This window comes from Streptomyces sp. NPDC026522 (assembly GCF_055567555.1).
Map to the genome: position 1 here is coordinate 14,324 of NZ_JBVHQF010000017.1, position 24,105 is coordinate 38,428.

Annotated in this window: 29 protein-coding genes; 13 read left to right on the top strand and 16 right to left on the bottom strand. The window is 71.0% G+C overall.

Going from position 1 to position 24,105, the window contains the following annotated elements; translation table 11 throughout:
• Positions 1 to 112: 112 nt before the first annotated feature.
• Positions 113 to 583 (top strand): flavodoxin family protein, encoded by a 471-nt coding sequence (locus ACZ4M3_RS32865; protein ID WP_467739134.1) that lies wholly within the window; start codon positions 113 to 115, stop codon positions 581 to 583.
• A 427-nt stretch (positions 584 to 1,010) separates the two neighbouring features.
• Here ACZ4M3_RS32865 and ACZ4M3_RS32870 read toward each other — a convergent pair whose 3' ends face one another.
• The 5 genes from ACZ4M3_RS32870 to ACZ4M3_RS32890 all read right to left on the bottom strand — a co-directional run bounded on the left by ACZ4M3_RS32870 (position 1,011) and on the right by ACZ4M3_RS32890 (position 5,165).
• Positions 1,011 to 1,199: a hypothetical protein gene (locus ACZ4M3_RS32870; RefSeq protein ID WP_467738900.1), complete on the bottom strand. Its 189-nt coding sequence runs from the start codon at positions 1,197 to 1,199 to the stop codon at positions 1,011 to 1,013.
• Positions 1,200 to 1,260: 61 nt separating this feature from the next.
• On the bottom strand, positions 1,261 to 2,763 hold the full coding sequence (locus ACZ4M3_RS32875; protein WP_467738902.1) for an FAD-dependent monooxygenase: 1,503 nt from the start codon (positions 2,761 to 2,763) through the stop codon (positions 1,261 to 1,263).
• A complete protein-coding gene (locus tag ACZ4M3_RS32880) occupies positions 2,760 to 3,395 on the bottom strand; it encodes a PadR family transcriptional regulator (RefSeq protein WP_467738904.1) in 636 nt (211 codons plus the stop codon). The genes ACZ4M3_RS32875 and ACZ4M3_RS32880 overlap by 4 nt, the downstream gene beginning before the upstream one ends.
• Positions 3,396 to 4,160: 765 nt before the next feature.
• Positions 4,161 to 4,631, bottom strand: coding sequence for a cupin domain-containing protein (locus ACZ4M3_RS32885; RefSeq protein ID WP_467738906.1), 471 nt, complete (start codon positions 4,629 to 4,631; stop codon positions 4,161 to 4,163).
• A gap of 27 nt (positions 4,632 to 4,658) precedes the next feature.
• A complete protein-coding gene (locus tag ACZ4M3_RS32890; protein ID WP_467738908.1) occupies positions 4,659 to 5,165 on the bottom strand; it encodes a carboxymuconolactone decarboxylase family protein in 507 nt (168 codons plus the stop codon).
• A 167-nt stretch (positions 5,166 to 5,332) separates the two neighbouring features.
• Here ACZ4M3_RS32890 and ACZ4M3_RS32895 point away from each other — a divergent pair, with 167 nt between their 5' ends.
• Positions 5,333 to 5,626, top strand: coding sequence for a hypothetical protein (locus ACZ4M3_RS32895; protein ID WP_467738910.1), 294 nt, complete (start codon positions 5,333 to 5,335; stop codon positions 5,624 to 5,626).
• Between the two features lie 163 nt (positions 5,627 to 5,789).
• On the opposite strand, the gene ACZ4M3_RS32900 is transcribed toward ACZ4M3_RS32895, so the two are convergent.
• Complete coding sequence (locus ACZ4M3_RS32900; protein WP_467739136.1) at positions 5,790 to 6,524, bottom strand: GbsR/MarR family transcriptional regulator; 735 nt, start codon at positions 6,522 to 6,524, stop codon at positions 5,790 to 5,792.
• A 248-nt stretch (positions 6,525 to 6,772) separates the two neighbouring features.
• On the opposite strand from ACZ4M3_RS32900, the gene ACZ4M3_RS32905 reads away from it, so the two are divergent.
• From ACZ4M3_RS32905 to ACZ4M3_RS32915, 3 genes are read left to right on the top strand one after another with little or no spacing between them, the layout of a single operon-like run.
• Positions 6,773 to 7,444, top strand: a complete 672-nt coding sequence (locus tag ACZ4M3_RS32905; protein WP_467739138.1) for a DUF4097 family beta strand repeat-containing protein — start codon at positions 6,773 to 6,775, stop codon at positions 7,442 to 7,444.
• Positions 7,445 to 7,471: 27 nt separating this feature from the next.
• A complete protein-coding gene (locus tag ACZ4M3_RS32910; protein ID WP_467738912.1) occupies positions 7,472 to 8,491 on the top strand; it encodes an ATP-binding cassette domain-containing protein in 1,020 nt (339 codons plus the stop codon).
• The gene (locus ACZ4M3_RS32915; RefSeq protein WP_467738914.1) at positions 8,488 to 9,279 is read left to right on the top strand and encodes an ABC transporter permease; all 792 of its coding nucleotides are present in this window, start codon (positions 8,488 to 8,490) and stop codon (positions 9,277 to 9,279) included. The genes ACZ4M3_RS32910 and ACZ4M3_RS32915 overlap by 4 nt, the downstream gene beginning before the upstream one ends.
• Positions 9,280 to 9,401: 122 nt before the next feature.
• Here ACZ4M3_RS32915 and ACZ4M3_RS32920 read toward each other — a convergent pair whose 3' ends face one another.
• Positions 9,402 to 9,776 (bottom strand): cupin domain-containing protein, encoded by a 375-nt coding sequence (locus ACZ4M3_RS32920; protein ID WP_467738916.1) that lies wholly within the window; start codon positions 9,774 to 9,776, stop codon positions 9,402 to 9,404.
• 74 nt (positions 9,777 to 9,850) lie between these two features.
• On the opposite strand from ACZ4M3_RS32920, the gene ACZ4M3_RS32925 reads away from it, so the two are divergent.
• From ACZ4M3_RS32925 to ACZ4M3_RS32935, 3 genes are all read left to right on the top strand, one after another.
• Complete coding sequence (locus ACZ4M3_RS32925) at positions 9,851 to 10,291, top strand: MarR family winged helix-turn-helix transcriptional regulator (protein ID WP_467738918.1); 441 nt, start codon at positions 9,851 to 9,853, stop codon at positions 10,289 to 10,291.
• Positions 10,292 to 10,565: 274 nt separating this feature from the next.
• Complete coding sequence (locus ACZ4M3_RS32930; RefSeq protein ID WP_467739140.1) at positions 10,566 to 10,928, top strand: hypothetical protein; 363 nt, start codon at positions 10,566 to 10,568, stop codon at positions 10,926 to 10,928.
• Entirely contained in the window at positions 10,925 to 11,608 is a 684-nt protein-coding gene (locus ACZ4M3_RS32935) for a nucleotidyl transferase AbiEii/AbiGii toxin family protein (protein WP_467738920.1), read from the top strand. The genes ACZ4M3_RS32930 and ACZ4M3_RS32935 overlap by 4 nt, the downstream gene beginning before the upstream one ends.
• Positions 11,609 to 11,658: 50 nt before the next feature.
• Here ACZ4M3_RS32935 and ACZ4M3_RS32940 read toward each other — a convergent pair whose 3' ends face one another.
• The 3 genes from ACZ4M3_RS32940 to ACZ4M3_RS32950 form a co-directional block, all read right to left on the bottom strand.
• Entirely contained in the window at positions 11,659 to 13,296 is a 1,638-nt protein-coding gene (locus ACZ4M3_RS32940) for an FtsX-like permease family protein (RefSeq protein ID WP_467738921.1), read from the bottom strand.
• A gap of 205 nt (positions 13,297 to 13,501) precedes the next feature.
• Positions 13,502 to 13,723 carry a hypothetical protein gene (locus tag ACZ4M3_RS32945; RefSeq protein ID WP_467738923.1) on the bottom strand — a complete coding sequence of 74 codons (222 nt, stop codon included), beginning with the start codon at positions 13,721 to 13,723 and terminating at the stop codon, positions 13,502 to 13,504.
• 23 nt (positions 13,724 to 13,746) lie between these two features.
• Positions 13,747 to 14,148 (bottom strand): VOC family protein, encoded by a 402-nt coding sequence (locus tag ACZ4M3_RS32950; protein WP_467738925.1) that lies wholly within the window; start codon positions 14,146 to 14,148, stop codon positions 13,747 to 13,749.
• Positions 14,149 to 14,210: 62 nt separating this feature from the next.
• Here ACZ4M3_RS32950 and ACZ4M3_RS32955 point away from each other — a divergent pair, with 62 nt between their 5' ends.
• On the top strand, positions 14,211 to 15,188 hold the full coding sequence (locus ACZ4M3_RS32955) for a helix-turn-helix transcriptional regulator (protein ID WP_467738927.1): 978 nt from the start codon (positions 14,211 to 14,213) through the stop codon (positions 15,186 to 15,188).
• A 142-nt stretch (positions 15,189 to 15,330) separates the two neighbouring features.
• On the opposite strand, the gene ACZ4M3_RS32960 is transcribed toward ACZ4M3_RS32955, so the two are convergent.
• The 3 genes from ACZ4M3_RS32960 to ACZ4M3_RS32970 all read right to left on the bottom strand — a co-directional run bounded on the left by ACZ4M3_RS32960 (position 15,331) and on the right by ACZ4M3_RS32970 (position 17,402).
• The gene (locus ACZ4M3_RS32960) at positions 15,331 to 16,110 is read right to left on the bottom strand and encodes a PIG-L deacetylase family protein (protein WP_467738929.1); all 780 of its coding nucleotides are present in this window, start codon (positions 16,108 to 16,110) and stop codon (positions 15,331 to 15,333) included.
• 113 nt (positions 16,111 to 16,223) lie between these two features.
• Complete coding sequence (locus ACZ4M3_RS32965) at positions 16,224 to 16,493, bottom strand: hypothetical protein (protein WP_467738931.1); 270 nt, start codon at positions 16,491 to 16,493, stop codon at positions 16,224 to 16,226.
• A gap of 312 nt (positions 16,494 to 16,805) precedes the next feature.
• Positions 16,806 to 17,402, bottom strand: coding sequence for a Tat pathway signal protein (locus ACZ4M3_RS32970; protein WP_467738933.1), 597 nt, complete (start codon positions 17,400 to 17,402; stop codon positions 16,806 to 16,808).
• A 188-nt stretch (positions 17,403 to 17,590) separates the two neighbouring features.
• On the opposite strand from ACZ4M3_RS32970, the gene ACZ4M3_RS32975 reads away from it, so the two are divergent.
• Complete coding sequence (locus tag ACZ4M3_RS32975; protein WP_467738935.1) at positions 17,591 to 18,712, top strand: hypothetical protein; 1,122 nt, start codon at positions 17,591 to 17,593, stop codon at positions 18,710 to 18,712.
• Between the two features lie 99 nt (positions 18,713 to 18,811).
• Here the strand turns inward: ACZ4M3_RS32975 and ACZ4M3_RS32980 are convergent, their stop codons facing one another.
• Positions 18,812 to 19,663, bottom strand: coding sequence for a GNAT family N-acetyltransferase (locus ACZ4M3_RS32980; RefSeq protein WP_467738937.1), 852 nt, complete (start codon positions 19,661 to 19,663; stop codon positions 18,812 to 18,814).
• 74 nt (positions 19,664 to 19,737) lie between these two features.
• Between ACZ4M3_RS32980 and ACZ4M3_RS32985 the strand changes: the two genes are divergently transcribed.
• Together ACZ4M3_RS32985 and ACZ4M3_RS32990 are read left to right on the top strand one after the other, a co-directional pair.
• The gene (locus tag ACZ4M3_RS32985; RefSeq protein WP_467738939.1) at positions 19,738 to 20,085 is read left to right on the top strand and encodes a GntR family transcriptional regulator; all 348 of its coding nucleotides are present in this window, start codon (positions 19,738 to 19,740) and stop codon (positions 20,083 to 20,085) included.
• On the top strand, positions 20,082 to 21,095 hold the full coding sequence (locus ACZ4M3_RS32990) for a DUF1648 domain-containing protein (RefSeq protein WP_467738941.1): 1,014 nt from the start codon (positions 20,082 to 20,084) through the stop codon (positions 21,093 to 21,095). The genes ACZ4M3_RS32985 and ACZ4M3_RS32990 overlap by 4 nt, the downstream gene beginning before the upstream one ends.
• A gap of 163 nt (positions 21,096 to 21,258) precedes the next feature.
• On the opposite strand, the gene ACZ4M3_RS32995 is transcribed toward ACZ4M3_RS32990, so the two are convergent.
• Together ACZ4M3_RS32995 and ACZ4M3_RS33000 are read right to left on the bottom strand one after the other, a co-directional pair.
• Positions 21,259 to 21,675, bottom strand: coding sequence for a hypothetical protein (locus ACZ4M3_RS32995; RefSeq protein WP_453351578.1), 417 nt, complete (start codon positions 21,673 to 21,675; stop codon positions 21,259 to 21,261).
• A 51-nt stretch (positions 21,676 to 21,726) separates the two neighbouring features.
• Positions 21,727 to 22,431 carry a hypothetical protein gene (locus ACZ4M3_RS33000; protein WP_467738943.1) on the bottom strand — a complete coding sequence of 235 codons (705 nt, stop codon included), beginning with the start codon at positions 22,429 to 22,431 and terminating at the stop codon, positions 21,727 to 21,729.
• A 919-nt stretch (positions 22,432 to 23,350) separates the two neighbouring features.
• Between ACZ4M3_RS33000 and ACZ4M3_RS33005 the strand changes: the two genes are divergently transcribed.
• Entirely contained in the window at positions 23,351 to 23,734 is a 384-nt protein-coding gene (locus ACZ4M3_RS33005) for a cofilin family protein (protein WP_467738945.1), read from the top strand.
• The last annotated feature ends 371 nt before the right edge of the window (positions 23,735 to 24,105 follow it).

Here is a 24,105-nt window from a genome sequence, read left to right on the forward strand (position 1 = left end):
TTTAACCTAGGACCCCTAGGAAGACAAATGGGAGGCATTCACCCTCGGGTGGTGTCACGTCTGACGCCGCCGCGTGGTCCCCATTACGAAAGCGAGAGAAGGGATCGTGAGGATGAAGGCCGTCATCGTGTGCACCTCCGTGTCGCACGGCAATACGCGTCGTGTCGCCGACAGCATGGCCCAGGTACTCGGCGCGAAGGTCGTCTCGCCCGAGCGGGCCGACCTGGCGGAGCTGGCCGGGGCCGACCTCGTGGGATTCGGCTCGGGCGTCTTCTACGGCAGGCTCCACCCCCGCCTGACCGACTTCGTCAGGGCGCTTCCCAGCGGGCGGGGCCGGGCGTTCGTGTTCGCCACCAGCGGGCTCCCCGAGATTCCGCCGGCGCCTTTCACCCGCCGCCTGGTCCAGCTCCTCGAGAGCAAGGGCTTCGAGGTGGACGGGAGCTTCACGTGCCGGGCGTTCGACACCTGGACGCCCTTCAAGTTCGTCGGCGGCATCAACAAGCAGCGGCCGAACGCCGGGGACCTGGCCGCCGCGCGGACGTTCGCTGGGAGGCTGCGGGACGGACGAGGGCCGAAGTCCTGACACATGCCGCGTCGCAGGCCCCTGCACCTCCCCGACCAGCAAGATCACGATCTACAGCTGGAGTGCTCAGGGCAGCACTCGTAAGTGTCGACCGGTCCGGTGACCAGCTCCCGTTATTACTGCCGACCTCAGGTTCATGATCATCAAATCGGGCGGCGTGGGAGCGTCAGTGGTGACGCCAAGAGTCACGGCGGCGTAGCGCCCAGCCATGGCCTTGCCGTGTCGGCCGGCCGACCGGCGGCGCGGTGAGCGGCGACGGGTTGGTGATGGAGCGGCTGCTTAGCCGCGGCCGTGTCCCGCATGGCCGCACCGTGCTGGACTACGTCCAGGACAAGGTCTGCTGTGCGGCCGCCGCCCGCGCCTCGGCCAGCCGCGGCGACGGGACGGCAGCCGGTCATCGGACAGTGAGGCCAGGGCCGGGCCGCTGCTACGGGGCGGGGGCGGGGGGGTAGGTGACGGTGTTGCCGCGCAGCCCGGCGGCGATGCCGAAGAGGCGGTCCCGTTCGTTCTGGTCGGCGGCGAGCTGGACTGGACCGCCTTGTGCGAGGCCGGTGGGCAGGACGCGCGAGCCGTGCTGGCCGGGCTTGGATGGGACGTCCTCGTATCGGTGGGTCAAGACTCTCCGGCCATACGCCCTTCTGACCTGCCAACCGCATGCGACGGTGGCAGCACCTGGCTTACGAGCGGAATGTTTCCGCGGACGCGGCGTCGGATGGTGCTGCCGGGCCGTACCAGTGCTGTAGCGCCTGGCGGAGCCCGTCGGCGTGGCAGTGACCCGCAGTGCGCAGCCAGGCAGTGTGCCCGTCCGGCCGCAGGAGGACGGCATGGAGTTCGGGATGGCCGGGGCACGCCGCGGTGACGAGGTCCACTCGGTCCGCCCATCCTGCGGCCGATTCGCGGATGGCGCTTCCTCCGGTCAGGTCGAGCAGCAGGCCGCGTCCCGAGGCGAGCAGCTCGGCCAGGCGCGTACAACCGTCTCCCGTGGTCAGGGCGAGGTCGGGCGCCAGTCGGCCGAGCCAGGGATGGTTGGCATCGGGGCGCATCTGGTAGCGGGTGTCCAGTCCGGTGATGGTCTCGGCGAAGGCGCGGTTTCCCGCAGGGTGGCCGGCGACGCGGGTCAGCAGGTCGGTGAGCGGCCCAAGCCGGTCGTTGGCCTCGCCGAGCAGCACCTGGGCCTGGGTGTTGGCCAGTACATGCGCACCGGCGGTGTGACGTTCGGCGTGATAACTGTCGATCAGATGTGCCGGTGCGGTGCCGCGAACGGTGGCGGAGAGTTTCCAGCCGAGGTTGAACGCGTCGTCCAGGGCGACATTGACGCCGATCGCCCCGGCCGGCGGATGGATGTGCGCGGCGTCGCCGGCCAGGATGACCCTGCCCCGGACGTACTCGGCCGCCTGCCGGGCGGCGTTGCCGAACCGGGTCAGCCAGCGTGCGGCGCGCAGCTCGACGTGGCGGCCGAGCGCGTCGTCCACAGCGGTTTGGAGCAGGGCGAGGGTGACCGGGGTGTCCTTGTCCGCGGGGGGTTGCCGGTCGGAGGTGATGATCCTGACGTAGCCGGGGCGGGGTATGACGAATACCGCTCCGCCGGGGCCGGTGGTCGCGCCGAACGGCAACGCCTGGGGGTCGGCGAGCTCGACGTCGCCGAGCAAGGAGAAACGGGTCGCCTCGGTACCGGGGAAGTCGATGCCGGCCTGTTTGCGGACGGTGCTGCGGCCGCCGTCACAACCGACCAGGTACGCGGCCCGGACGCGATACTCACCGTCGTCGGCGGCGACAGTGGCGGTGACAGATTCGGAATCCTGTTCCAAGGCGAGCAGTTCGTGTCCGCGCCGGATGTCAGCTCCCCGGCCGAGCGCGTGCTCCTCGAGGATTTCCTCGACCCTGGTTTGCGGGATGCCCAGCGAGTACGGGTGGTCGGTATGCGTGCCCGCGAGGGTGAGCGTCACCGGCAGGCCGGAGAACGCGGCGTGGGGCACTTGCCAGCCCTCGCCGACAAGCCTCTCAGCGATACCGCGCCGCGCCAGCAGGTCCAGGGCGCGGGCGTTGAGGTTGAAGCCCCGGCAGAAGCCCGGCCGCTGCGCGTGGCGTTCGATAACGACGGTGTCGACGCCGGCGAGCCGGAGCTCGCTGGCGAGCAACAGCCCGGCCGGACCGGCTCCCACGATCAACACCTCGGTCATCGGGTGCTCCCTTTCCGGTCCGAGGGGGCGGACCAGGTCCATCCCTGTTCGGTTCGCTCAACCGCCGGCCAGAACAGAATGCCGTCGCGGATCTCGGCGATGGTCCGCCGCGTCCAGGCCAACTCGGCCTCCCAGGCGTGCACCGCGCACTCGACCTCGATCATGAACAACCGGGGGACCTTGCCGGAGCCGACGGTGTCGGCCAGCACCGTCTTCGTTTCATCGATCCGCTGGGCCAGGTGCCCCGCCCGTTCGGCCAGTGCCGCTGCCGCCCTGTCCGGACCGAGTGCGCCGAGGTAGGACACCGCGGCCATGAACTTCGGGTATTCCGCGACGGGTGTGCGGAGGAGTTCGTCGATCCAGCGAACGAACTCGCTTTGGCCCAGCTCGGTTGCCGCGTACACGGTTCGCTCCGGCCGCCTGCCGTCGCGCGCCGTCTCCACCGGCTCGATCCAGCCATGCCGGACCAACGCCTCGACTGTGTCGTACAGAGACCCGGAGTTGACCTTGAAGCTGGTGTCCTTGTGCCGCTCCCGCAGGGTGGACGCCATCTCGTACGGGTGCATCGGCTGTTCTTGCAAGAGGCCCAGCACGGCCAGCGCCAGTGTGTTGGAGAGCTTCCGCTTCGCCATCTACATCACCGATCCCTAATAGTCGGAATCGACTATATGGAATCGGCTACTGAAGGCAAGCTCGCGGCGACGATCCACTGCCCCCTGCGGCCGCCGGGCCAGCCGGGCGCCGAGCTGGACCTGGGCGAGCCCCGCACTGGCGGGGCAAGCCGAAAAGCTCACGACGGACCGGTACGGCTTGTCGCGAGCGGCGAAGGAGGGAGCTGATCGCAGGCAGGCGGCTGACGAATCCGGCGGGTCTTTTCGAACGACTCGCGCGGGGATGTGCTGCGCGTGCCCGGGGTGCTCAAGGTGGCCACGGCCGATCAGATTCAACGGATCGCTTCACCCCACCTGACGTACCGGCACACGCCGAAGACAACGACCTCCGAGCGGAAGACCGCACGTACCGCCCCGCACGCGTGTTGCGCTCTCCGGCCGCATCCATGAACTGCATGGTCAGCCGGTGATTGGTCGCGTTGAAGGGGACGATGCCTTCATCCGTTCCCACCTCGTAACCGTGCACGGGATCGAGGAGCGGTCCCCTCCGACTGTTGCGGCCTGAAGAGGCCGGCCGCCACGGCGACTTCTCGATGGCGGGGGTGCGGACGGTGACAACGCGGAATGGTAGGCCTCCGCCGGCCGCAAGAGAGGCAAGGACGCCATCGTCATCGCCGACCAAGGCGGCTGGGCCCGCCGCTCGCGCTGCATGCTCGGCTACATGCAGCGCGAGGACGGCTGGGACGACAACGCCTCCGCGGAACGACGCGGCACCGGGCGGGTGCCTCAGGGCCGCCGCTCCTCGTATTCGATGTGGTGCCGGGCCGCGATGGGGTTGGTCTTCGCCGGGTCCAGTTCTCCACCGGTCAGGACGGCCGGGCCTGCCTCGACCAGGTCCTCGACATAGCATTCCCAGCCGCCCGGGGAGGAGATCTGAAGGACACGCGGGGGCGGGTCGGAGGCGCGGCGCAGGGCGTGCGGGACGCCTCGGGGGAGCAGGGCGAAGGTTCCCCGCGGCGCGGAATGGGTCCGGTCGTCGAACTCGATGTCGAGGACGCCGTCCAGGACGTAGACGCACTCGTCGGCCCGGTGGTGGACGTGCCGCGGGATGTCCTTGGCGAGGACGACCTCGAGGAGGGACAGCCGTCCCCCGGTGTCGGCGGTGGCGGCCTTGACGGCGAAGGCGGGTGGCAGCGGTACGCGGCCCGGGCGGGCGGCACCGGGCTCCAGCAGGATGAAACGGTCCTGTTCGGGCATGATGTGGGCCTTCCTCACGTGGTCGGGTCAGTCCCACTGCCGGTCTGCGAGAGAGGTGACCGGTTGGGGCTTGCCGATGACTGCCAGGGCGATGAAGAAGTTGATCTGGCCGATCGCGATGGTGAGGGTGGCCAGCGCCTTGTCGTCGTAGTGCCTGGCCACCTCGGCGTAGAGCTCGTCGGTGACGCGCTCGCGGCCGTGCGGGGCGGGCTGGAGCGTGGCCTCCACCAGGGCGAGGGCGGCGCGCTCGGCTGCGTCGAAGTACGGGGCGTCCTGCCAGGAGGAGACGGCCGTGATGCGCTCCTGCGACTCGCCGGCCTTGCGCAGGAACGCGGTGTTCAGGATCGTCAGGTAGGTGTTGCCGACGATCTGTCCGGCCCGCAGGTGCACCAGGCTGATCGTGGTGCGCGGCACCGAGCGGTTGCCCGTCGCCCGGAAGAGGGCGGCGCTGACGTCTTTCACCTCGGGCACGAACTCTCCCGGGTCCGGCATCCGGGAGATCGAAGTGGGTGTGGTGGTGGGGGTGTCCGTCATGATCGCGCTCCCTCGTCTCGGCGGCCGGCCCGTTCACCGGCTTCGTCTCACTGACGGAGCGGCGCGCGGGGATGTGACGGGGTGCGCCGGATTCCAGCGGATGAGGACGAGGACCGGGGCCGCAGCCGCCGCACCCAGAGCGGTCCCCGACGGAAACGCCGGAGACCATGGTCCAGCCCCGGTTCGCGGCAGAACGCTCTTCCGCCTGCGCCGGGCCGATGCCCGCGCGGCTGGTGGACGAGGTGTGCGAGTCGCTGCGCGGGGCGACCGGCCCCCTGGCGGCCCAGGCGTTCTGGAGCGCCGCGACGGTCGCCGTCCGGCAGGGCGACGACGCCCGCGCTGCGGAGTTCCTGACGCAGGCCGTGGTTGCCATCGACAGCCGCGACGACTTCACTCTGTGGCTGCGTCTCAGGCTCGCCGGCACGTCCCCGTCCCTGGCGCGTCCGATCCGCCCCGCGTGAGCGCCGAGGAGTACCTGGTGGCGGCCGAGCCCGCGGCGACAAGGCGTACTCCAGCCGAGCCAACCGCGCCTACCTGCGCGAAGGGGGGACCGAAGCAACGACCGCCCAGCCGGACGCCCTACGTGCGAAGCGCCGCAGGTACGGACTTCACCGGGGCGCACGCTCAGGCGGGGTGGTCCGAGGTCGTCGCGGGCTTCGCGGAGAGGATGTCGCGGGCCTGCTGCGCGGCGCGGGCGATGCTCTCGCTGACGAAGTCCAGGAAGCGGGCGATGTTCTCCAGGCGGACGGCGGCGGGGGTGTCGGGGCCGAGGACGAGGACGCCTTGCCGTGTGGTCTCGACGAGGTCGGCGGTGGAGCGGGCGCTGGCCATCATCGACTGGTACCAGATGTCGTCGTCGACCACGTAGCGCTCGCGCCGGCGTGCGTCGCGTTCGCGACGGACGAGGCCCTGGGAGTCGAGGAACGCGACCGCCTTGGAGATGGACGCCGGGCTGACCTGGAGACGCTGGACCAGTTCGGCGGCGGTGAGGCTGCCGGAGTCGGTGAGGGTGAGGCAGGCCAGCACCCGGGACATCATCTTCGGCATACCGGAGGCCATGAGGACGGTGGTGAACGTCTCCTCGAAGGCGCGCACCGCCTCGGCGTCGCGCCCGTGGGCCTGCGGGGGCGTGCCCGCCTCCCGGGGCGCGGCCTGTCGGCGGCGGTGGGCGCGGTGTTCGGTGGCGCGGTGGGCCAGGTCGGCGCGGTACGCGGTGGGGCCGCCGTTGCGCATCACTTCGCGCGTGATCGTCGAGGTCGGGCGGTCCAGGCGTCTGGCGATCTCCGCGTAGGCGAGGCCGTCGGCCAGTCCCAGCGCGATCTGCTGGCGTTCCTGCTGGGTGAGTCTGCCTCCCGGCATCGCGGTCTCCTTCGTCATCCGTGATCCGTGGTGCCGCCAGCATAGCGTTCATCCGCAGATCATTGCAATGATCGCGGGAGTCACTGTTGCATTATGTTGCAGGCCATTGCAATGAAATACTGACCCTGAGCTGCATATATGGCGGAAGTACGCAACAAGTGCATTGCCTAATACATAAATGCAACGTAGCGTTTCCACCATGAGAAACAGCGCCCCGGCAGGAGCGCACGATGCAGAAGGAGAGCCCCATGCAGAAGTTCGACACCCCCGCCCCCGTCTCGGTCGTCCTGGACATCCCGGCGGGACGCATCCGCTTCGTCGCCGCCGATCGGGCCGACACCACGGTCGAGGTGCTGCCCGCGGACGCCTCCAAGGGCCGCGACGTGAAGGCGGCCGAGCAGACCACGGTCGAGTACGGCGACGGTGTCCTGCGCATCGCGACCTCGGAGGCCAAGAACCGGCTCGTCGGCACCACCGGCTCCCTGGAGGTGACCGTCAAGCTGCCGGCCGGCTCCCGGGTCGAGGCGAAGGCGGCCGGCGCCGAGTTCCGGGGTGTCGGGCGGCTCGGTGACGTCACCTTCGAGGGCGCGCAGGGGTCCGTCAAGCTGGACGAGACCGCGGGCGCCCGTCTCGCCCTCCTCGCCGGCGACATCTCGGTCGGTCGCCTCGGTGGCCCCGCCGAGATCAGCACCCGGAAGGGCGACCTCCACGTCACCGAGGCCATGCGCGGCACGGTCACGCTGCGCACCGAGGCCGGCGACATCTCGGTCGGCGCCGCCCGCGGCGTCTCCGCCTCGCTCGACGCCGGTACGTCCCACGGCCGGATCCACAACACCCTCCGAAACAGCGACGGCGCCGCCGCCGGCGTGAGCATCCACGCCACCACCTCCTACGGCGACATCACCGCCCGCAGCCTCTGAACCGCAGTCCCCGAAGGAACACCCCTCATGACCGACCTGGCCATCGCGGCGACCGGGCTGCGCAAGTCCTACGGCGACAAGACCGTCCTGGACGGCGTCGACCTGGCCGTCCCCGCGGGCACCGTCTTCGCACTGCTGGGCCCGAACGGCGCCGGCAAGACCACCGCCGTCAAGATCCTCTCCACCCTCGTCGGCGCCGACGCCGGCGAGGTCCGGGTCGGCGGCCACGACCTCGCAGCCGACCCGCAGGCGGTGCGCAGGGCGATCGGCGTCACCGGGCAGTTCTCCGCCGTCGACGGCCTGATCACCGGCGAGGAGAACATGCTCCTCATGGCGGACCTGCACCACCTCTCCAAGAGCGAGGGCCGGCGGGTCACCGCCGAGTTGCTGGAGCGCTTCGACCTCGTCCAGGCCGCGAAGAAGCCCGCCTCCAGCTACTCGGGCGGTATGAAGCGACGGCTCGACATCGCCATGACCCTGGTCGGCGACCCGCGGATCATCTTCCTCGACGAGCCGACCACCGGCCTCGACCCGCGCTCCCGCCACACCATGTGGCAGATCATCCGCGAACTCGTCACGGGCGGCGTCACCGTCTTCCTCACCACCCAGTACCTGGAGGAAGCCGACGAACTCGCCGACCGGATCGCCGTACTGAACGACGGCAAGATCGCCGCCGAGGGGAGCGCCGAGGAGCTGAAGCGGCTCGTCCCCGGCGGGCACGTCCGCCTCCGCTTCACCGACCCCGTCGCCTACCGGTCGGCGACCTCCGCCGTGCCCGAGGCCGGCCGGGACGACGAGGCCCTGTCCCTGCAGATCCCGAGCGGCGCCAGCCAGCGCGAACTGCGCTACGTCCTCGACCGGTTGGACTCGGCCGGCATCGAGGCCGACGAGCTGACCGTGCACACCCCCGACCTCGACGACGTGTTCTTCGCCCTCACCGGCAGCGCCGAGGTCCCCCACCAGAGCGGCCGGAGCGGCCGGACCCACCCGATCCACCCGATCCACCCGACCGGCCAGGCCGGCACGTCCAAGGAGACCGTCCGATGAGCTCCCTCTCCCTCGCCGTGCGCGACTCGTCCACGATGCTGCGCCGCAACCTCCTGCACGCCCGGCGCTATCCGTCGCTCACCCTGAACCTGCTGCTCACGCCGATCATGCTGCTGCTGCTGTTCGTCTACATCTTCGGCGACACCATGAGCGCGGGCATCAACGGCGGCGTGCCCGACCGCTCCGCGTACATCGCCTACCTCGTCCCCGGCCTGCTCCTGATGACCATCGGCTCCACCGTGATCGGGACCGCGGTGTCCGTCTCCAACGACATGAGCGAAGGCATCATCGCCCGCTTCCGCACCATGGCCATCCACCGCCCCTCGGTGCTCGTCGGGCACGTCGTCGGCAGCGTCCTGCAGTCCGTCCTGAGCGTGGTCCTCGTCGGCCTCGTCGCCGTCGCCATCGGCTTCCGCTCCACCGACGCCGGCCTCCTGGAGTGGCTGGCGGCGTTCGGACTGCTCGCCCTGTTCGCCCTGGCACTGACCTGGATCGCGGTCGGCATGGGCCTGGTCAGTCCCACCGCCGAGGCCGCCAGCAACAACGCCATGCCGCTGATCCTGTTGCCGCTCCTGTCCAGCGCCTTCACCCCCACCGACTCCATGCCCGGCTGGTTCCAGCCGATCGCCCAGTACCAGCCGTTCACACCGGCCATCGAGACCCTGCGCGGTCTGCTGCTCGGCACCGAGATCGGCTACAACGGGTGGCTCGCCGTCGCCTGGTGCGTCGCCCTGACGGTGCTCGGCTACTTCTGGTCGACTTCGAAGTTCAACAGCGACCCGAAGTAACGGCCACGACACCGCACACGTCCCCCGCAGTCCGACCCGCCCCCGGGCGGCGTACCCCGACACCCCGTCGCCGGTACGCCGCCCCTTTGCGCGTCAGGGGCCGGACGGGGTCCCGAGCGGTACTAATGGGTCCAGGGCGGCGTGATGGTGCTGCCGTCGGGCAGTTCGGCGGTGAGGCCGGCGCGGGTCGTGACCCACATGTGCGCGGTCCCGTCGGTGGGGTTGGCGACCCCGATCTCGGAGCCCGCCGGCGCCACCGCCGCGTCGCCGGCGCCGAGTTCGGCCGTCGCGGCGCCGATGGTGAGGCTGAGCCGGCCGGACAGGACGTAGAACGTTTCCTCGTGGCTGATGACGTGGGCCGGGCCCACCATCCCGGCCGGGATCTCCGCACGCCAGGCGGCGAGGTCCCGACTGCCCGTACCCGGGCGGACGTAGGAGACGAAACGGCCGCCGTGGATCTCGTACGCGACGGCCTCGTCACCGCGGATGAAGGGCATGTTGACTCCCTGTTCCAAATAGACAAGCTGCTTGTCCATAAAGACAAGCAGCTTGACGAGTTATAGTCAAGCCCATGGACGACGCCCTGGCCTTCTCCGCACTCGTACTGGCTCTCTCCGGACGGTTGGTGCAGGAGATCCACACCCACGTAGCCGAACAAGGGTTCGAAGACCTGCGGCCCGCGCACGGTTACGCCTTCGTCCGCATCTCCCGGGGCGGCGCCACGACGGCCGACTTGGCCGAGCACTTGGGGGTGACCAAGCAGGCCGCCGCCCAACTGGTCGAGGAGTTGGTCCGCAAGGGATACGTCGTGCGGCTGCCACACCCGCACGACGCGCGCGCCCGGCTCCTGGGGCTGACCGAAGCCGGGTGGGCCGCCACGCGCGCCGCCGATCAGGCGGCCCAGGCCGCCGTCGCGCCGTGGCGGGAGGCGCTGGGCGAGGCGCGCTTCGGTGAACTCGTCGCCGACCTGAGCCGGATCGCGCCGGCGGGGCCGATCCGTCCCGCCTGGTGAGCCCGCCGGTCGGCTCAGTTGTCGTACCGACGTGAGGACCTGCGCGGTGCTCCTTGGGCGGCCACCGCGCAGGTCTTCCGGGGCCAACCTCATGGTGTGGGCGCCGGTGTTCCCTGATGGCGCGTCCGCCCCGACACGACCACCGACGTCACTCGGGCTCGCCCGCAGCACTTTCAGGGTCGTGGAGCAGCGTTGCGCCGGGTGACCGTCGGGCCGGGGGTCGCGTCTGCGGTACCGGAGACGGGCGGGACGCGCGATAATCGGGTGCATGGTCATGCAGCTCTCCTCCAGCAGTACGGAGCCCTCGGCGGCCGAGGTGCTCCACGCCCGGTACGCGAGCCGGCTGCCCGCCTCCCTGGAGAAGCTCGCAGGTCCGCGGCACGGAGTGGTCGAGCTGCCGCTGCATGTGGCCTGGTCCGGACTGCGCGCCTACGACCTGGACCGCCCGCGCCTGCGGATGGGCCTGTACCGCACGGTCCTGGCCGAAGGGCAGCACGAGGACCTCGTGACCCTCCTCGACCGCGACCTGCTCCTGCGGCAGTGGCCCGTACTGCGCACCCTGGTCAGCCGGCACGTCCGGCAGGTCTGGGAGGAAGCCTTCCCGGAGCTCGCGGCCGCGCCGTCCGCCGCCGCGTGAAGCTGAGCGGCCTGCACCGTCGGCTCCTGGCCGCAGTGATCGACATCGGCGCCCCGTACCCCCTGGTGCTCACCGGCGGGTACGCCGTCCAGGCCCACGGCCTCGTCGACCGGCTCAGCCAGGACCTCGACGTCGCCACCGAGAGCCCCGCCCCCATGGCGGAGATCGTCAGCAGCCTCGAACAGGGCCTGGCCGAACGGGGCTGGCGGGCCCGGGTGATCGACGTGGATGCCCTCTCGGCCCGGCTGATGGTCGTCGACCTCGCCACCGGCGAGGAGTGCGAGGTCGACGTCCTCAAGGAACACTTCTGGACGCCGCCCGCCCAGACCGAGTACGGGCCGGTCCTCGCCTTCGACTCCGTCATCGGCACCAAGGTCCGCGCCCTGGCGGACCGAGGCGCCGTGCGCGACCTCATCGACGTGCACGCGGCCTCCCGCCACCGCACCACCACCGAGCTCGAACGCCTCGGCGAGCGGCACGGCCGCGACGAGTTCCGCCTCCACGACCTGCGCGACCGTCTGGCCGGCGCGGACTGGGCCGACGACGCCGAGTTCGCCGCGTACGGCCTGACCGAGGCCGAGACGGCCGAGCTGCGCACCTGGGCCCTGCACTGGGCCAGCGACCTGGACGAGCGTCTTCACGAACACGACGACGTCGGCGAGGACCACGTGGCGGACTGATCCGCCACGAGCCGCGCCCACCGCCCCGTAAGCCGGGCTGATGGTGGCCGTCAGCCGTTGCGGGCGGCTTCGGGGCCGGTGATGCGGCGGAGCAGCGGGAGGGTGGAGGCGATGATGCCGAGCGCGGCGGCCAGTCCGCCCGCGACCAGCGCGTAGTAGGCCGCGTCGGGCGACACCAGGTCGTAGTGCATCTGCGAGGTCAGGAACATCCCCGCCGCGGCGAAGGCGGTGCCGATCGCGATCGCCGATACCGCCAGCAGCGGCAGCGCGCTCTCCAGGCCGACCACGGCTTGCAGCAGCCGCAGCGGTGCGCCGGTGAGCCGCAGGATGGCGAACGGGCGCCTGCGGTCCGACAGTCCCGCGACGACGCTCACCGCCAGGCTGCAACCCGCGATCGGCAGCGTGGTCAGCAGGACCACGTTGGCCAGCTGCCGCCAACTGGCCAGCTCCTGCTGGAGGTCGGTGCCGAAGTCACCGACGGTGCGGACCTCCTGGTGCGGGTAGCCGGTGGTGAGCAGGGTCCGTACGCGTTCCATGGCCGCGGTCGAGCCGTCGGTGGCCACGTAGACCATCCGTACGGGCAGCCCCGCGACGGCGTCCGTAGCGACTTCGGCGGCGGGCCACTGCCAGTCCGGGTGCGACTGCAGGCTGAAGAAAGCGGAGTTGTCGACGGCTGCGACGCTCGCCCCGGCCGGGCAGCGGCCCACCATCGGCGTCCGGGCCAGGTCGGAACAGGTCACCAGCGCCGGCGCGTCCGGGCGCGGATCGGCGGGGTCCTTGCCGATGCCGTCGGGGTTGGCATGGACGAGGGCCAGGCCCCGGACGCCCGGAACCCCTTGGATCGAGGTGCGCAGCCGCGCCGGGTCGGTCCCGGGCAGGGGCGTCCCGTAAGGGGTGTTGGCCTCCACCACCGTGCGGGTCTGCGGGTCGCCGTCGAGTGTGCCGCGGTTGTGGTTGATGGTGCCGATGATGCTGACGGTCGCGGTGGTCACGAACAGGGCCAGCACCAAGCCGCTGACCGCGCGGAAGCCTGCCTTGGGGTCGTCGGCGAGCCGGCGCACCGCGATCAGCGCGGCCGGGCGGTGGGTGCGCCGGGCGACCGCCCGGGCGACGGTCATGGTCAGCCACGGCCCGGCGATCACCAGGCCCGTCATCACCACCAGGAAGCCCGGCAGGTAGGCCGCCGTCTGGCCGTTCCCGGTCGCCGGGCGGCGGCCGATGAAGTACGCCAGCTCGGCCAGGCCCGCCACCAGCGGGACGAGCCGCCAGGCGCGCGGCGGGCGCGGGGGCACCCGGCGGACCACGCCGAGCGGGGAGATGGTGACCCGGCGCAGCGCCAGCCGGGCCGCGAGCGCCGCCGCCACCGGCACGCCGACGGCGACGCCGAGGGCCTGCGGGAGGTGGAGTGTCAGGTCGGACAGGAAGAACCGCCGGCCCGTGAGGGGGATGGTGGCGACCAGCGGGCGCAGCGCGGCGTAGAGCGCGAAGCCGGCCACGGTCCCGGCGGCCGTCGCCAGTGTGGACTCGACGGCCGAGATCAGCGACACCTGCCGGGGAGTGGCGCCGACCAGCCGCATCGCGGCGTACCGCTGCTCGCGGGTGGCGGCGGACAGGCGGGTCGCGGTGCCGATGAAGATCAGTACGGGGAAGATCAGTGCGCCGGCCACCACGGAGAGGACGAGCGTCATGGCGTCACCGCGCACACCCCGGTCGAAGCACGCGTTGTCGCAGGTGGACGGCCTGGCAGTGGCGATGGTGGTGACGGTTCGGGCCAGGGGCGCGCCCTTGATCTCGTCGGGGGTGCGGCCGATGACGGCGAGCAGCGAGTCCGGGGAGGGCAGCGCGGCGTCGCCGATCGTGCCGACGAGGCTGCCGGGGTCCGCCGACTGCGGTTCAAGCGGATTTACGCAGAGCCGGAACGGGGGAGGCCCACTCCGCCCAGGACCGTGAGGTCCGTGTGGTGCGGTGGGGACGACAGCAGCGCGAGGACGGCTGCGGGTCGGCTGCGTCCTGGCTGATCAGGTGGATCTCGCAGCCGGGGAATCCGTGCAGCCGCGCCGCAACTCCCAGCAGGGCGGCGGCGAGTTCGCCGCCTTTGCCTGGCTGCGCCGTCATGGCCATCAGTCTGCCGATCATGCTCAGACCAGGGTGGTGATGCAGAACGGGTGGCCTGCGGGGTCCAGCAGGACCCGCCACCGGTCGGGTTGCGGCTGGAGGGCGGGCTCGACCGCTCCCAGGGCGAGCAGCCGGGCCTGGGCGACGTCCAAGTCGTCGACGCCCAGTTCGATGTGCGCCTGCTTCTCCTGGGAAGGGTCCGGCCAGGTGGGACGTCGGTAGTCGGCCAGCCGGTTGAACCCCAGCCCGGGCGAGCCCTCCCCGCCGAGCAGGACGAAGTCGTCGGTGGAGTAGGCGACGGGCAGGCCGAGTGCGTCGCCGTAGAAGCGGGCCAGTTCGGCGGGGTCCGGGCAGTCGAACGTGACGGCCGCGTAGCGGATCGCGGGTGCGGACGGGTCTGCGGTGCTGATGGATGCGGTGTTCATGGGAGAGACGCTATGCCGGGACCAGGACAGATCCGGTCCTGGTCATGCGGGACACTTCGGAGGTGATCAGCACATCCGCCCGCCTGCTGCGCCTGGTCTCACTGCTGTCCGCGCGGCCGTCGTGGACCTGCGGCGAGCTGGCCGACAAGATGGCGGTCACCGAGCGCACGGTGCGCCGTGACGTCGCAAGGCTGCGGGAACTCGGTTACGGAGTCGAGTCCGACCCCGGGCCGTGGGGCGGCTACCGCCTGCGGGCCGGAGCCCGGGTGCCGCCGTTGGTCCTCGATGACGAAGAGGCACTCGCCGTGGCCGTCGGGCTGCGCGAGGCCGCGCTCAGCGGTGTTCTGGGCGGTGACCAGGCCGCGCTGTCGGCCCTGTTGAAGCTGCGCCAGGTCCTGCCGCGCCGGATCGCGGACCGGCTGGGTGAGATGGACGCCGCCTTCGTTCAGACGACGAGGCCCGACGAGCCGCAGATCCGGCCCGGGATGCTGCTGGAACTGGCCTCCGCATGTCGCCGGGGCGAGCGCAGCCGCCTGTCGTACCGCGATCGGGAAGGGAAGGACACGGTCCGCGACGTCGACCCGTACCGCCTGGTGCACACGGGACGCCGTTGGTACTTCGTTGCCCGGGACGTGGCGCGGGACGAGTGGCGTACCTTCCGCGCCGACAGGGTGGGCCGGATACGGCCGAGCGGGCGCCCGGTGGAACTCAGCGACGCACCCGACCCGGCTCTGCTCGTATCCCGCTCCATCGCGACCGGCGCCTACCCCCTCTACGTGACGGTCCGCCTCCCTCTGCCCTTGGAGCAGGTTCTGCGGCTGATCCCGCAGACGGTCGGTACGCACCGCCCGGAAGGCCCCGCCGCCACGATCGTCGAGATCGGCGGCCCCGACGCGGACGGGCTCGCCACGTACCTCCTCAGCCTCGCCACACCACTGCGGGTCCTGTCACCGGACGCCGTACGGGAAGCCCTGCTGCGCCGTACCCGGGAGCTGTTCGAGGAGAACGACGGCTCCGGCAACCTCCACGGACGCAGCTGAGCACGGCTGCCGGCCCGCTCGTCGTGGTCCGGGCCTTTGTGGAAGGGTGCCGGCCGTGACGGGGGGACCGCCGGAGGAGTGGGGGTGACGGGCGAAGCCCGACCCCGTGCGGTGTCTCGGGTACACGCGTGTGAGCGCGGCGTCAGGCGGTCAGCTGTTCCGTGCGGAGGGCCGGGGGCCGGGGGTCGAGGCGGGTGAAGTACTCGGTGGCGAGGATCCGGTCCCGGGTGTTGGCCGGCAGGCGGGAGAGGATGCCGGGGAGGGAGCGATCGCGCGCCACTTCGCTCCGGTGCGCGCTGATGGCGGCCCGCTTCGGCTCCAGCCACGGCGTGACGTCGACCGTCGCGGTGACGAGCTCGTCCGGCACGCTCAGCGCCCTCTTTCCGGCCCGGGCCATGAGCGGGCCCAGCTCGCCGACCCCGGAGTGCGGGTGTGTTGCCAGGTAGAGGGCGACCGGCTGCCAGGGCGCTCCGGCATCCGGGTGAACGTGTTCGAGGCCGGCGGCGTGCACCGCGAGGGTGGTCAGCCGGTGGGTGCGGACGTGGTCCGGGTGACCCGTCAACTGGCCGTAGCCGTCGTGGGTGATGACGATCTCCGGGCGAAGTGCGCGAATGTGTCCCACGAGCAGTTCGACGACCTCGTCGAGCGGCGCGTCGCACAGCCGCGGCCGTCCGGGCGCCGACTCGGGGATGCGCGCGTCGGCGAATCCGAGCATCCGCGGGCGCCCGGCCCCGAGGACCGCCAGGGCGTCGGCGAGCTCGGCGGCCCGGTGGCTGTCCGGGGCCCAGGTGGCGGTGACGACAGCCGTACGCGCACCCGCGGCGGCGTGCTGGGCGAGTACGCCGCCGGCGAGAAGGGATTCGTCATCGGGATGGGCGAAGACCCCGAGGAGGGACGGCTTTGAAGGGCGAGGTGCGGTCACGGCGCGGACCTTTCCGTAGACAGCGGCGAGCGGCCGCATCGGCCCGAGCAAGACTGAACGCGCCCCTCGGCGCCCGCACAGGGGCGGGCGCCGAGGGGCCGGGTCGGTACTGCTCAGGGGTATATCTGTTCGATGAGACGGATGTTGCATGAGGCGTGGCCCTTGCCGTTCTTCGGCAGCACCCAGAAGGAGCCGTCGACGTCCCGTCCCACCAGGCGTGCGGTGCCCAGCGAGTCGGGCACGTAGCTCTTGGCCACCTTGTACAGCTCGGCGAGTGCCTCTTCCCGGGACTTGTTCCCCGGCACGGGCTTGATGACCTTGGTCTGGCGAAGCAGCGCTTCCTTGTCGATCGTCTCGTCGGCGATGATCAACCACGTAGACATCGTCTCGTCTCCTTCTGACTGGTGTCGTTCGCACCTGGTGCGGAACTGGGCGGGATGCTCCGCCCGCGCGTCGTACGTAGGGGGGAGGGTGGGGGCCGGCGGCCCCCGCCCTCCGGGGTCAGCGTCTGTCAGCCTCGGCCGTCACACGCCTTGCAGTCGCCGCTGCCTCGGCAGCTGTCGCACTTGGCTCCGCTCCAGCCGCGGAACCCGGAGCCGTTGCAGGTGGTGCACTTGCCGTCGCCCTTGCATCGCTGGCACATGGTCGTCGTTCCTTCCCGATGTGGTGTGACTGCTCAGGGGTGAGCGGTCCGGTCAGTACGAGTGGGCGTTCTCCCAGCCGGGGGCGTCGTTCAGCACGCGGTAGAAGTAGTACTTGGGAGCGATCTTCTGGCCGTCGGGCAGGTGCTTGCTGCCCAGCGCCGGGCTGTACTTGCGGAAGATCGCGATGGCCTTGGTGAGGCAGTTGTTGTAGAGCACCTGGTAGCCGTTGTCCTTCATGTTCCGGTAGGTGCGCTGCGCCGCCGCGAGGTCGCCGCCGGCGGTGTTGATGCAGCGGTAGGACTCGTAACTCCGAAGGCTGATCGCTTTCTTGCCAGCGGCCTCACCGCGCAGCTGCTTCCAGGTCCCGCTCTGGGACCAGCTGCCGTTGTCGTGGCCCGGCAGGGTCGCGGTGTCGCCCTCGGCGTTGTCGGTCGAACCCCAGACCCAGCGGCCGGCGTTCTTCGGATCCCGGACCGCCCAGGCGACGTGCCCAGCCCCGTGGGCGCCCTGCTCGTCCAGGAAGAAACAGACCCGGCCGGCCGGTGCGGCCTCGGCCCGGGAGGGCAGCGCGACGGGCAGGGCAGTCGCCAGTGCGGCGGCTGCCAAAACGGCCAGGGTGGTGCGCTTGGACATGCTCTTCTCGGCCATGACGGCCCCTCTCTCGGTCTGCAAGCCGCTGGTCCAGCGGTACGGTCGACGACCGTCAGGAAGCACACTCCCCGGCCCCGTTGAGCGGGGCCACAGGCACGGGGCCGGTGAAACTTGCAGTGCACCATGCACCCGGCTGACCTGCGGTTTCAGTGTGGCAGTGCAACAAACAGAGGGGCACGGAGTTGGTGGGACAGCCGAGTCCGGTGTTCGAGGAGCTGGTCGCGGAATTCGCCGACGCCCTCGACGCCTGGTCTCACACGGTCAAAGGTGTGCTCGACGGTCGCCCGCAGAAGGTGCTCGCCAACGGACTGAACGCCAACCAGGGGAACGTCTCCAGGTGGCTGAGCGGGCGGGACCAGATCTGGAAGGGGCAGGCGGCCCTGCCCGGCGTAGGGCTGACGCGGGACATCGTGCGGGTCCTCCAGCCGCCCGGCCCGGATGCCGACCTCCTGCTGCGGCTGGCCAACCGGGTCGACGGACTGCAGAGACAGCTGATGGAGCACAAGGGATGGCGGAAGCGGGCCGCTGACCACCTACAGCCCAGGCCCGATGCCGTGGCGCCGCCCGACGGCGCCGTGCCGCCGGCCGCGTCGACAGCTGTTTCCACGAGCGTGCCCCTGGTCGTGTTGACGGACCCGCCCGGCACCTCTGTCCGGAACCCGCCGAGAGGGTCATGGCGTGACCGGCCGAGGTGGGTCAGGGCTTCATCGGGCGGTGCCCTTGCTGTCGTCGTCGCCGCTGCGGCGGTCATCGCGGCCGTGGCGGTGGGCGGCCCCGGCGAGGGAAGGGCGGGAGACGGCCCTGAAGGGGCCGGCCCCCGGTCGTCGGCCTCGGCCCGGGTGGGCTCCGCCGGACAAGGGGGACCGGGGGCCGTCGCGTCGGAGGCCCCCGGCTTGGAGAAGGGGATCCTCGGGCAGGACAGCCGGTGCAGCGCGCCCTTCCCGGGACCGGGCGCGGTGGTCTGGAGGGTGTGCGCACGCGTCGAGGCGGAGCGGATCTCCTTCGCCCTCAAGATCACCAATCACGGGACCAAGGCGGCGGCGGTGAAAGTCCGTCTGCAGTACGCACGGGCGGAGGTGTTCTCCCCGTGCCCGAAGGCACCGGACGCCCACGTGCTCAGCATCCCGGCCGGTGGGAGCGTCGTCACGGATCCCGCGCAGTGCGCCGCGACGAGGGAGGACAGTCCGTTCGCCTATCAGGGGGTGGGGTGGGTGCTCCCCGCGGACGCCACCGACGGCTCGTACCGGCTGTCCCCGACCGCACACGTGTACCCCACCCGGGTCATCTGGCAGCCGGACCTGGTGTGACGGTGACCGGGAGAGGCGGGCACGAGACGCCCGCGCAGACCGGACCGACGACCGGACCGACGACCGGCCCGGCAACCGGCCCGGCAACCGGTCGCACTGCTAGAGGTCGATCGAGCGGTGCTCGTCCAGCACGGCGAAGCCGGTGCTGTCGTACAGGTTCATCGCGACCTCGTTGCCGCCGAAGACGTTGAACATCATCGCCTCGTCGCCGCCCTGCCGGGTGGCCCACTCGCCGACGCTCATCGCGGCCCGGCCGTAGCCCTTGCCGCGGTGCTCCTCGTACACCTCCAGGGAGAAGCCGAAGGTCACGCCCGGCAGGAAGCCGTGGTTCAGCCAGCCCGTACCGACCACCTGGCCGTCGGCCTCCAGCGCGTAGAAGGCGTGCCCCGGGGTCAGGTAGCCCTGCGGGAGGTGGCGGGCGAAGTCCTGGTCGGACTTGGCCTTGGCCTGCTCCGGGGTCAGCGCTCCGGCCCGGACGATGTCCGCGATGTACGCGGCTTCCTCACCGGCGTACCAGCGGGGGTACTCCGCCTCGGTCAGCCGGCGGACCGTCAGACCCGGCGGGAGCTCGGGGTGCTCGGCGGCGGCCCGCATCCGGTTCTGGCCCCGTACGGGGTAGTCGGCGAACGCTCCCGGCCCGCCGGTGAGCCGGACCGCCACCCGCTGCGCGCCGTGCTCGGCGCACCAGCGCTCGGCCCACTCGCGCCCCCGCGCCGCCGTGAGGTCGTGGATCCGGCCCACGGTCGCGCCGTTGTCCTCCGCCACCCCGACCGCGATCCACCCGGTTCCGTCCGTGGCCACGGTCCAGCCGTCGATGCCCTCCGATGCCCGTTCCAGCAGGGCCCGGGCCAGCGGTTCCGAGCACCCCGCCGCCCGGTACCCGGCGAGCACCCGCTCCTCGAACCCGCTTCGCCACGCACCCTGGTCGGCGACGATCCGTATCCCGTTCATCCGCCCACCTTAGGCCGGGGCACCGACAGGGCACCCTCGTTCATGAAGCCGATGGTGCTACCTCTACTAGCACCATGCTGCTGAGACTGGACACCACGGACAGCCGCCCGCTCCACGAGCAGGTGGCCGGGGCGGTCCGGCGCGCCTTCGCCGACGGTGAGTGCGCGCCCGGCGACCGGCTCCCGTCGGCGCGCGAGCTCTCCCGGGCGCTGGGCGTGAACGCCCATACGGTCCTGCGGGGCTTGCGCGCCCTACGGGACGAAGGGGTGCTGGAGTTCCGGCGCGGTCGGGGCGTCACCGTCGCCGAGGGTGCGGATCAGCGGGTGGAAGTGCTCGGCAGGGTCCGCCGGTTGGTGGCCGATGCGGCACGGCTGGGGTACAGCAGGAACGATCTCATCGACCTGATCAGGGGACTGTCGTGACCGTCCGTACGAACTCGGAGCCGAGGCTTGGCGACCGTTGGGGCGCCGGGGTCTGGGTGGCGGGTGTGTTGGCCGTGCTGGCCGCTCTCCCGCCCGCCGCGAGCCGTCGGCTGCCGGAGCGCCTGGCCACCCACTGGGACGGCGGCTCCCCCGACGGGTCGATGCCCATATGGGCGGCGGCACTGTTTCCCGCGCTCCTGTGGGCGGCCTTGGTGGCCACCCTCGCTTTCGCGGGCAGGCGGGGCGGTGCGCCCGGCCTGCGCGGCGGTGTGCCCGTGCGGGCCCGGGGCGGTGCCGTCCTGTTGTCGCGCGGGGTGTTCCTGGCCGGCGCACAGGCTTTGATCGTGCGCGCCGACCTGGACCGGCCGGACTGGCGGGACGCCGGGCCGGTGGGTGCCGGAGTCGCGGTCACGGCCGTAGCCGCCGTGGCCGCAGGCCTGCTCGGATGGCTGGCCGGGCGGCGTGGGGCGCACCGCGTCCCGGCGGCCCGGGCCGAGGCCGGCAAGGTGATGGAGATCCCCGCGGGGGTGCGCCTCGTGTGGCTTTCCCGCACCGTCAATCCCTGGCTCCGGCTGACCGCCGCCCTTACGGGCCTGGTGGCCGCGGCAGGCGTACTGGCGGCCCGCTGCGGGCTGATCGGCTTTCAGTGGACGCTGGTCGCGCCGTTCGGGCTCGCCTCCGTCCTGGTGCTCTGCTGTTCCTCCGTGCAGGCACGGGTGACGGACTACGGCCTGGAGGTGGCCTTCGGGCCGCTCGGCCGGCCGCGACGGCGCTGGCCGGTGCGGGACATCGTCTCGGCCCGGATGGAGGTGCGCTCCCCCGCACAGGTGGGCGGCTGGGGGTACCGGCTCAGCGGGCTGGGCACGACCGTCATGCTCCGGGCGGGCGAATGCCTCGTCGTCCGCCCGCGCAAGGGCGGTGAGTTCGCGGTGAGCGTTGACGACGCCGAACGGGGCGCCGCACTGCTCAACGCCCTCGTCGAGCACCACGCGGTTCGTGCGTGCGGGTGATACCCGCACGGGTGGGGACACGGCGATGTGTGCGGACGATGCCCACTGTGCCGTGGGGCCCGGCGGCGGTTAGAATCGGGGCACCATCTGTTACTCAGGCGCGGAAGGCCCCCCACTGTGTGGGGGGCCTTCCGTCTTGTGCGGGGCTTTGTGCTCGCCCGGTTCAGGCGACCTGGAGCTTCGGCCGGCCCGTCGGAGCGGGCGGGGCCTGGTGGTAGGCGGGCAGCTTGAGGTTGGGCAGGTCGCCCGCCTGGATCCGGGCCAGGGACGCCCGGAACGCCGCTTCCATCGCCTCCGGGCTCTCGTACTTCGCCGCGAGCGGGTGCAGCCGGTACGAGTTGCCGTTGCGCTCCTCACTGCGCGGCCGCAGGACGATGTTCAGGTCGCACAGCGGCGCCATCAGCCCGCTGACGGCCTGGGGGGTGACTCCGTACTCGGCCGCCATGTCCTTCTGGCGTACGGGCAGCGTTCCTCCGAAGTCGCTGCGGGAGACGAGGTACTGCAGGAACTTGACGGCGGACCCCGACAGCGGCAGGGCCCAGATGCGCTCCGCGACGATCGGAGACATGACGTTAGCCATGGGATGGCCTTCCTCGTGAAAGGTCGCCCGTGCGCGGGCCTGACATCACTATCACCCGGTACGCCTTCTCTTGGGAGCGGGTACCTGGACACCGAAGTCGAGATCCAGCTGCTCCTGGTGTGCTCCTTCGGGTCCCACCGCGTACGGGAAGGACTCGGGGTCGTTGCCGTGCTTCTCGGCGATCTCCGCGAGGACCTCCTGCTGAGCGGTGCTGTTGCCCTGGAACCACAGGCGCACGTTGATCTGGATCCGGCCGTTGCCGGCCTTCTCGACCCAGTTGTAGCCGCACAGGGCCTGGACGGCACGGTTGACCGTGGAACGCGTGATCATCTTGCCGCCCTTCTGGGCGGCGATCTTGTTCAGCCCGTCCGTGATCTCCTGCTGCGTGTACTGGGTGATGCCGGTGCCCGGCACCTGACCGCCCGCCACGAAGAGGAACACGCACAGCTGGGACTTGGTGATGCTGTTCGCGACCGCGAGCTGGGCCAGCAGCTGGGTGAACCAATTGCTGGCCAGGCTGTATCCGGCGCCTCCGGCCATGTCGTGGACGGACTTCGGGTCCGCCGCGTACTCGAGGTGGACCCCCTTGAGACGGCGACGGCCGGTGGGGTCGGCGGCGTTGGCCACCTGCTCCCCGAGTTGCTGACCGAGGACGGCCAGGATGTCCCCGTACTCGGCGTCGCTCCCCGTGGCGGCGGGGACGGGAACAGGCCCGGGCCCGCGCTGTCGACGACGGGCGGGCGGATCAGATGTCACAGGACCTCCTTGTTACTCAGGCGGTCCGAGACTATCCAAAAAATCAACGGGTGCTTGTCTTTTGCCGCGTCGGCGCGCCGAAACTCAACCACGGGACGCGCCGCTGCGGGGTATGCGCCAAAAGTACGCGCTACGTGTAGTTTTCTCGCCCCTGAGCCCCGAAAGTCCACGGCTGCTTGAGTTCGATTGTCGCCAGGCGGCACACCTTGTTCGAACGGCCCGGTCTCAGAACGGCGGTTACGCGCTCTTGAGCGGCCCGCTGACCTGCGGCGATGCGCGAGGTGCCAGCTGCGCAGAAAAGTACACTGCTGCTTGAGTTTTTCGCCAAATGTGCTCGCCAGGTACACATTTCGCGGAGCCGAATGTGTCCTGGGGGACACATCACCTCCGAAGAAGCACCAGGTCAGAGGGCTACGCGGGCGCGGCTCTCTTACTACAAGAGCAACCGGCGACCGGCGTGCTTCCTGCGCACCGTTCTGAGGGTCCGTCACTGTTGAGGGTCCGGGCTCGACGACCAATCACCCCCTCCCGAACCTGCATCACCGAATGCAAGCCGCGACGCTCTGATCGCCGAACGACAACGGCCAGTGGCCACCCGCACCACCTCCGGCCTCAGCCACGCTTCCCTGTTCCACAGCACGTCCGACACGCAGTCGCCGATGACGACCGGCCACCCCGGCGGGGCACCGCAAGCCCGCCAGGGCTGAGGAGCTACCGGCCCCAGGCGCGCCAGCACCCCGGAGAGCAGGATCGCTCGGACTCTGCCCGAGGGGACCCGCGCCATCTCAAGCCAGATTCTGGTCATTGTCATCGCAGGTCATGCACGGTTGGTGCATTGTCATCAGGTTCAGCGCCAAGGGCAGGAAACCTGACCGGCCGCACGGTGCCGGGTCCTACCGCGACATGCCAGGAGAGCCACATGAGCGTGCTCGACGCCCAAGCGCAGGCCGCCCGCGATGGCCTGAAGGACAAGCAGGAGCCGCACTACGTCGTCTTGAAGCTCTCCGGCGACGGGTACTCGATCTCGGTGGAGGCACAGGGAGCGGGAGACCGTTACGACTTCCTCAACGAGCTACCCGGGGGAAGCTGCCGCTACGGCGTGTGTGCCTTCCCCTCGGCGACGGGCGAAGCACGAGTCGTCTTCATCCGCTGGACTCCTGTGGATGCGCCCGCCAGCGAAAAGATGATCTATGACTCCTGCGAGGAGAGCGCCCGCGAAGCGCTCACTGGCCTCCACGTCGTGGCCGCGGGCGCTGACCGCTCCGAAATCGGAGCCGACGTGATCACGGAGAACCGCAGTTAGGGGACTGCGTCTGCGAACTGCTGTGCCGGCACGCCTCGTCTACCGCCTCCACACGATCCCGGTGGGTGACACGTTCCCCTGGGCCGCGACCAGGCGGGGTGTCCCGGACGTACGTACCCGGAGCCGAGGGACTGGAGCTCCGTCCTTCCCCCGGCGTCGTTCGGAGTCAGGTCTCACGTCCGCCCGCGGGGAAGTCGCAGGAGTACCTCGGCGTGCCCTGGAGGGGTCGTAGCGGCCTCGTCAGAGGCGGGGGGAGTCCCGGGGTCCCCGGGAGGGGCTGGGGTGGGTTCTGGGGCCGTCAGGGGGCTGGGGTGGGGGTGGGGCTCCCCCTCCCTCGGTACCCGCTCCCCCCGGGACAAGGTACTGAACGC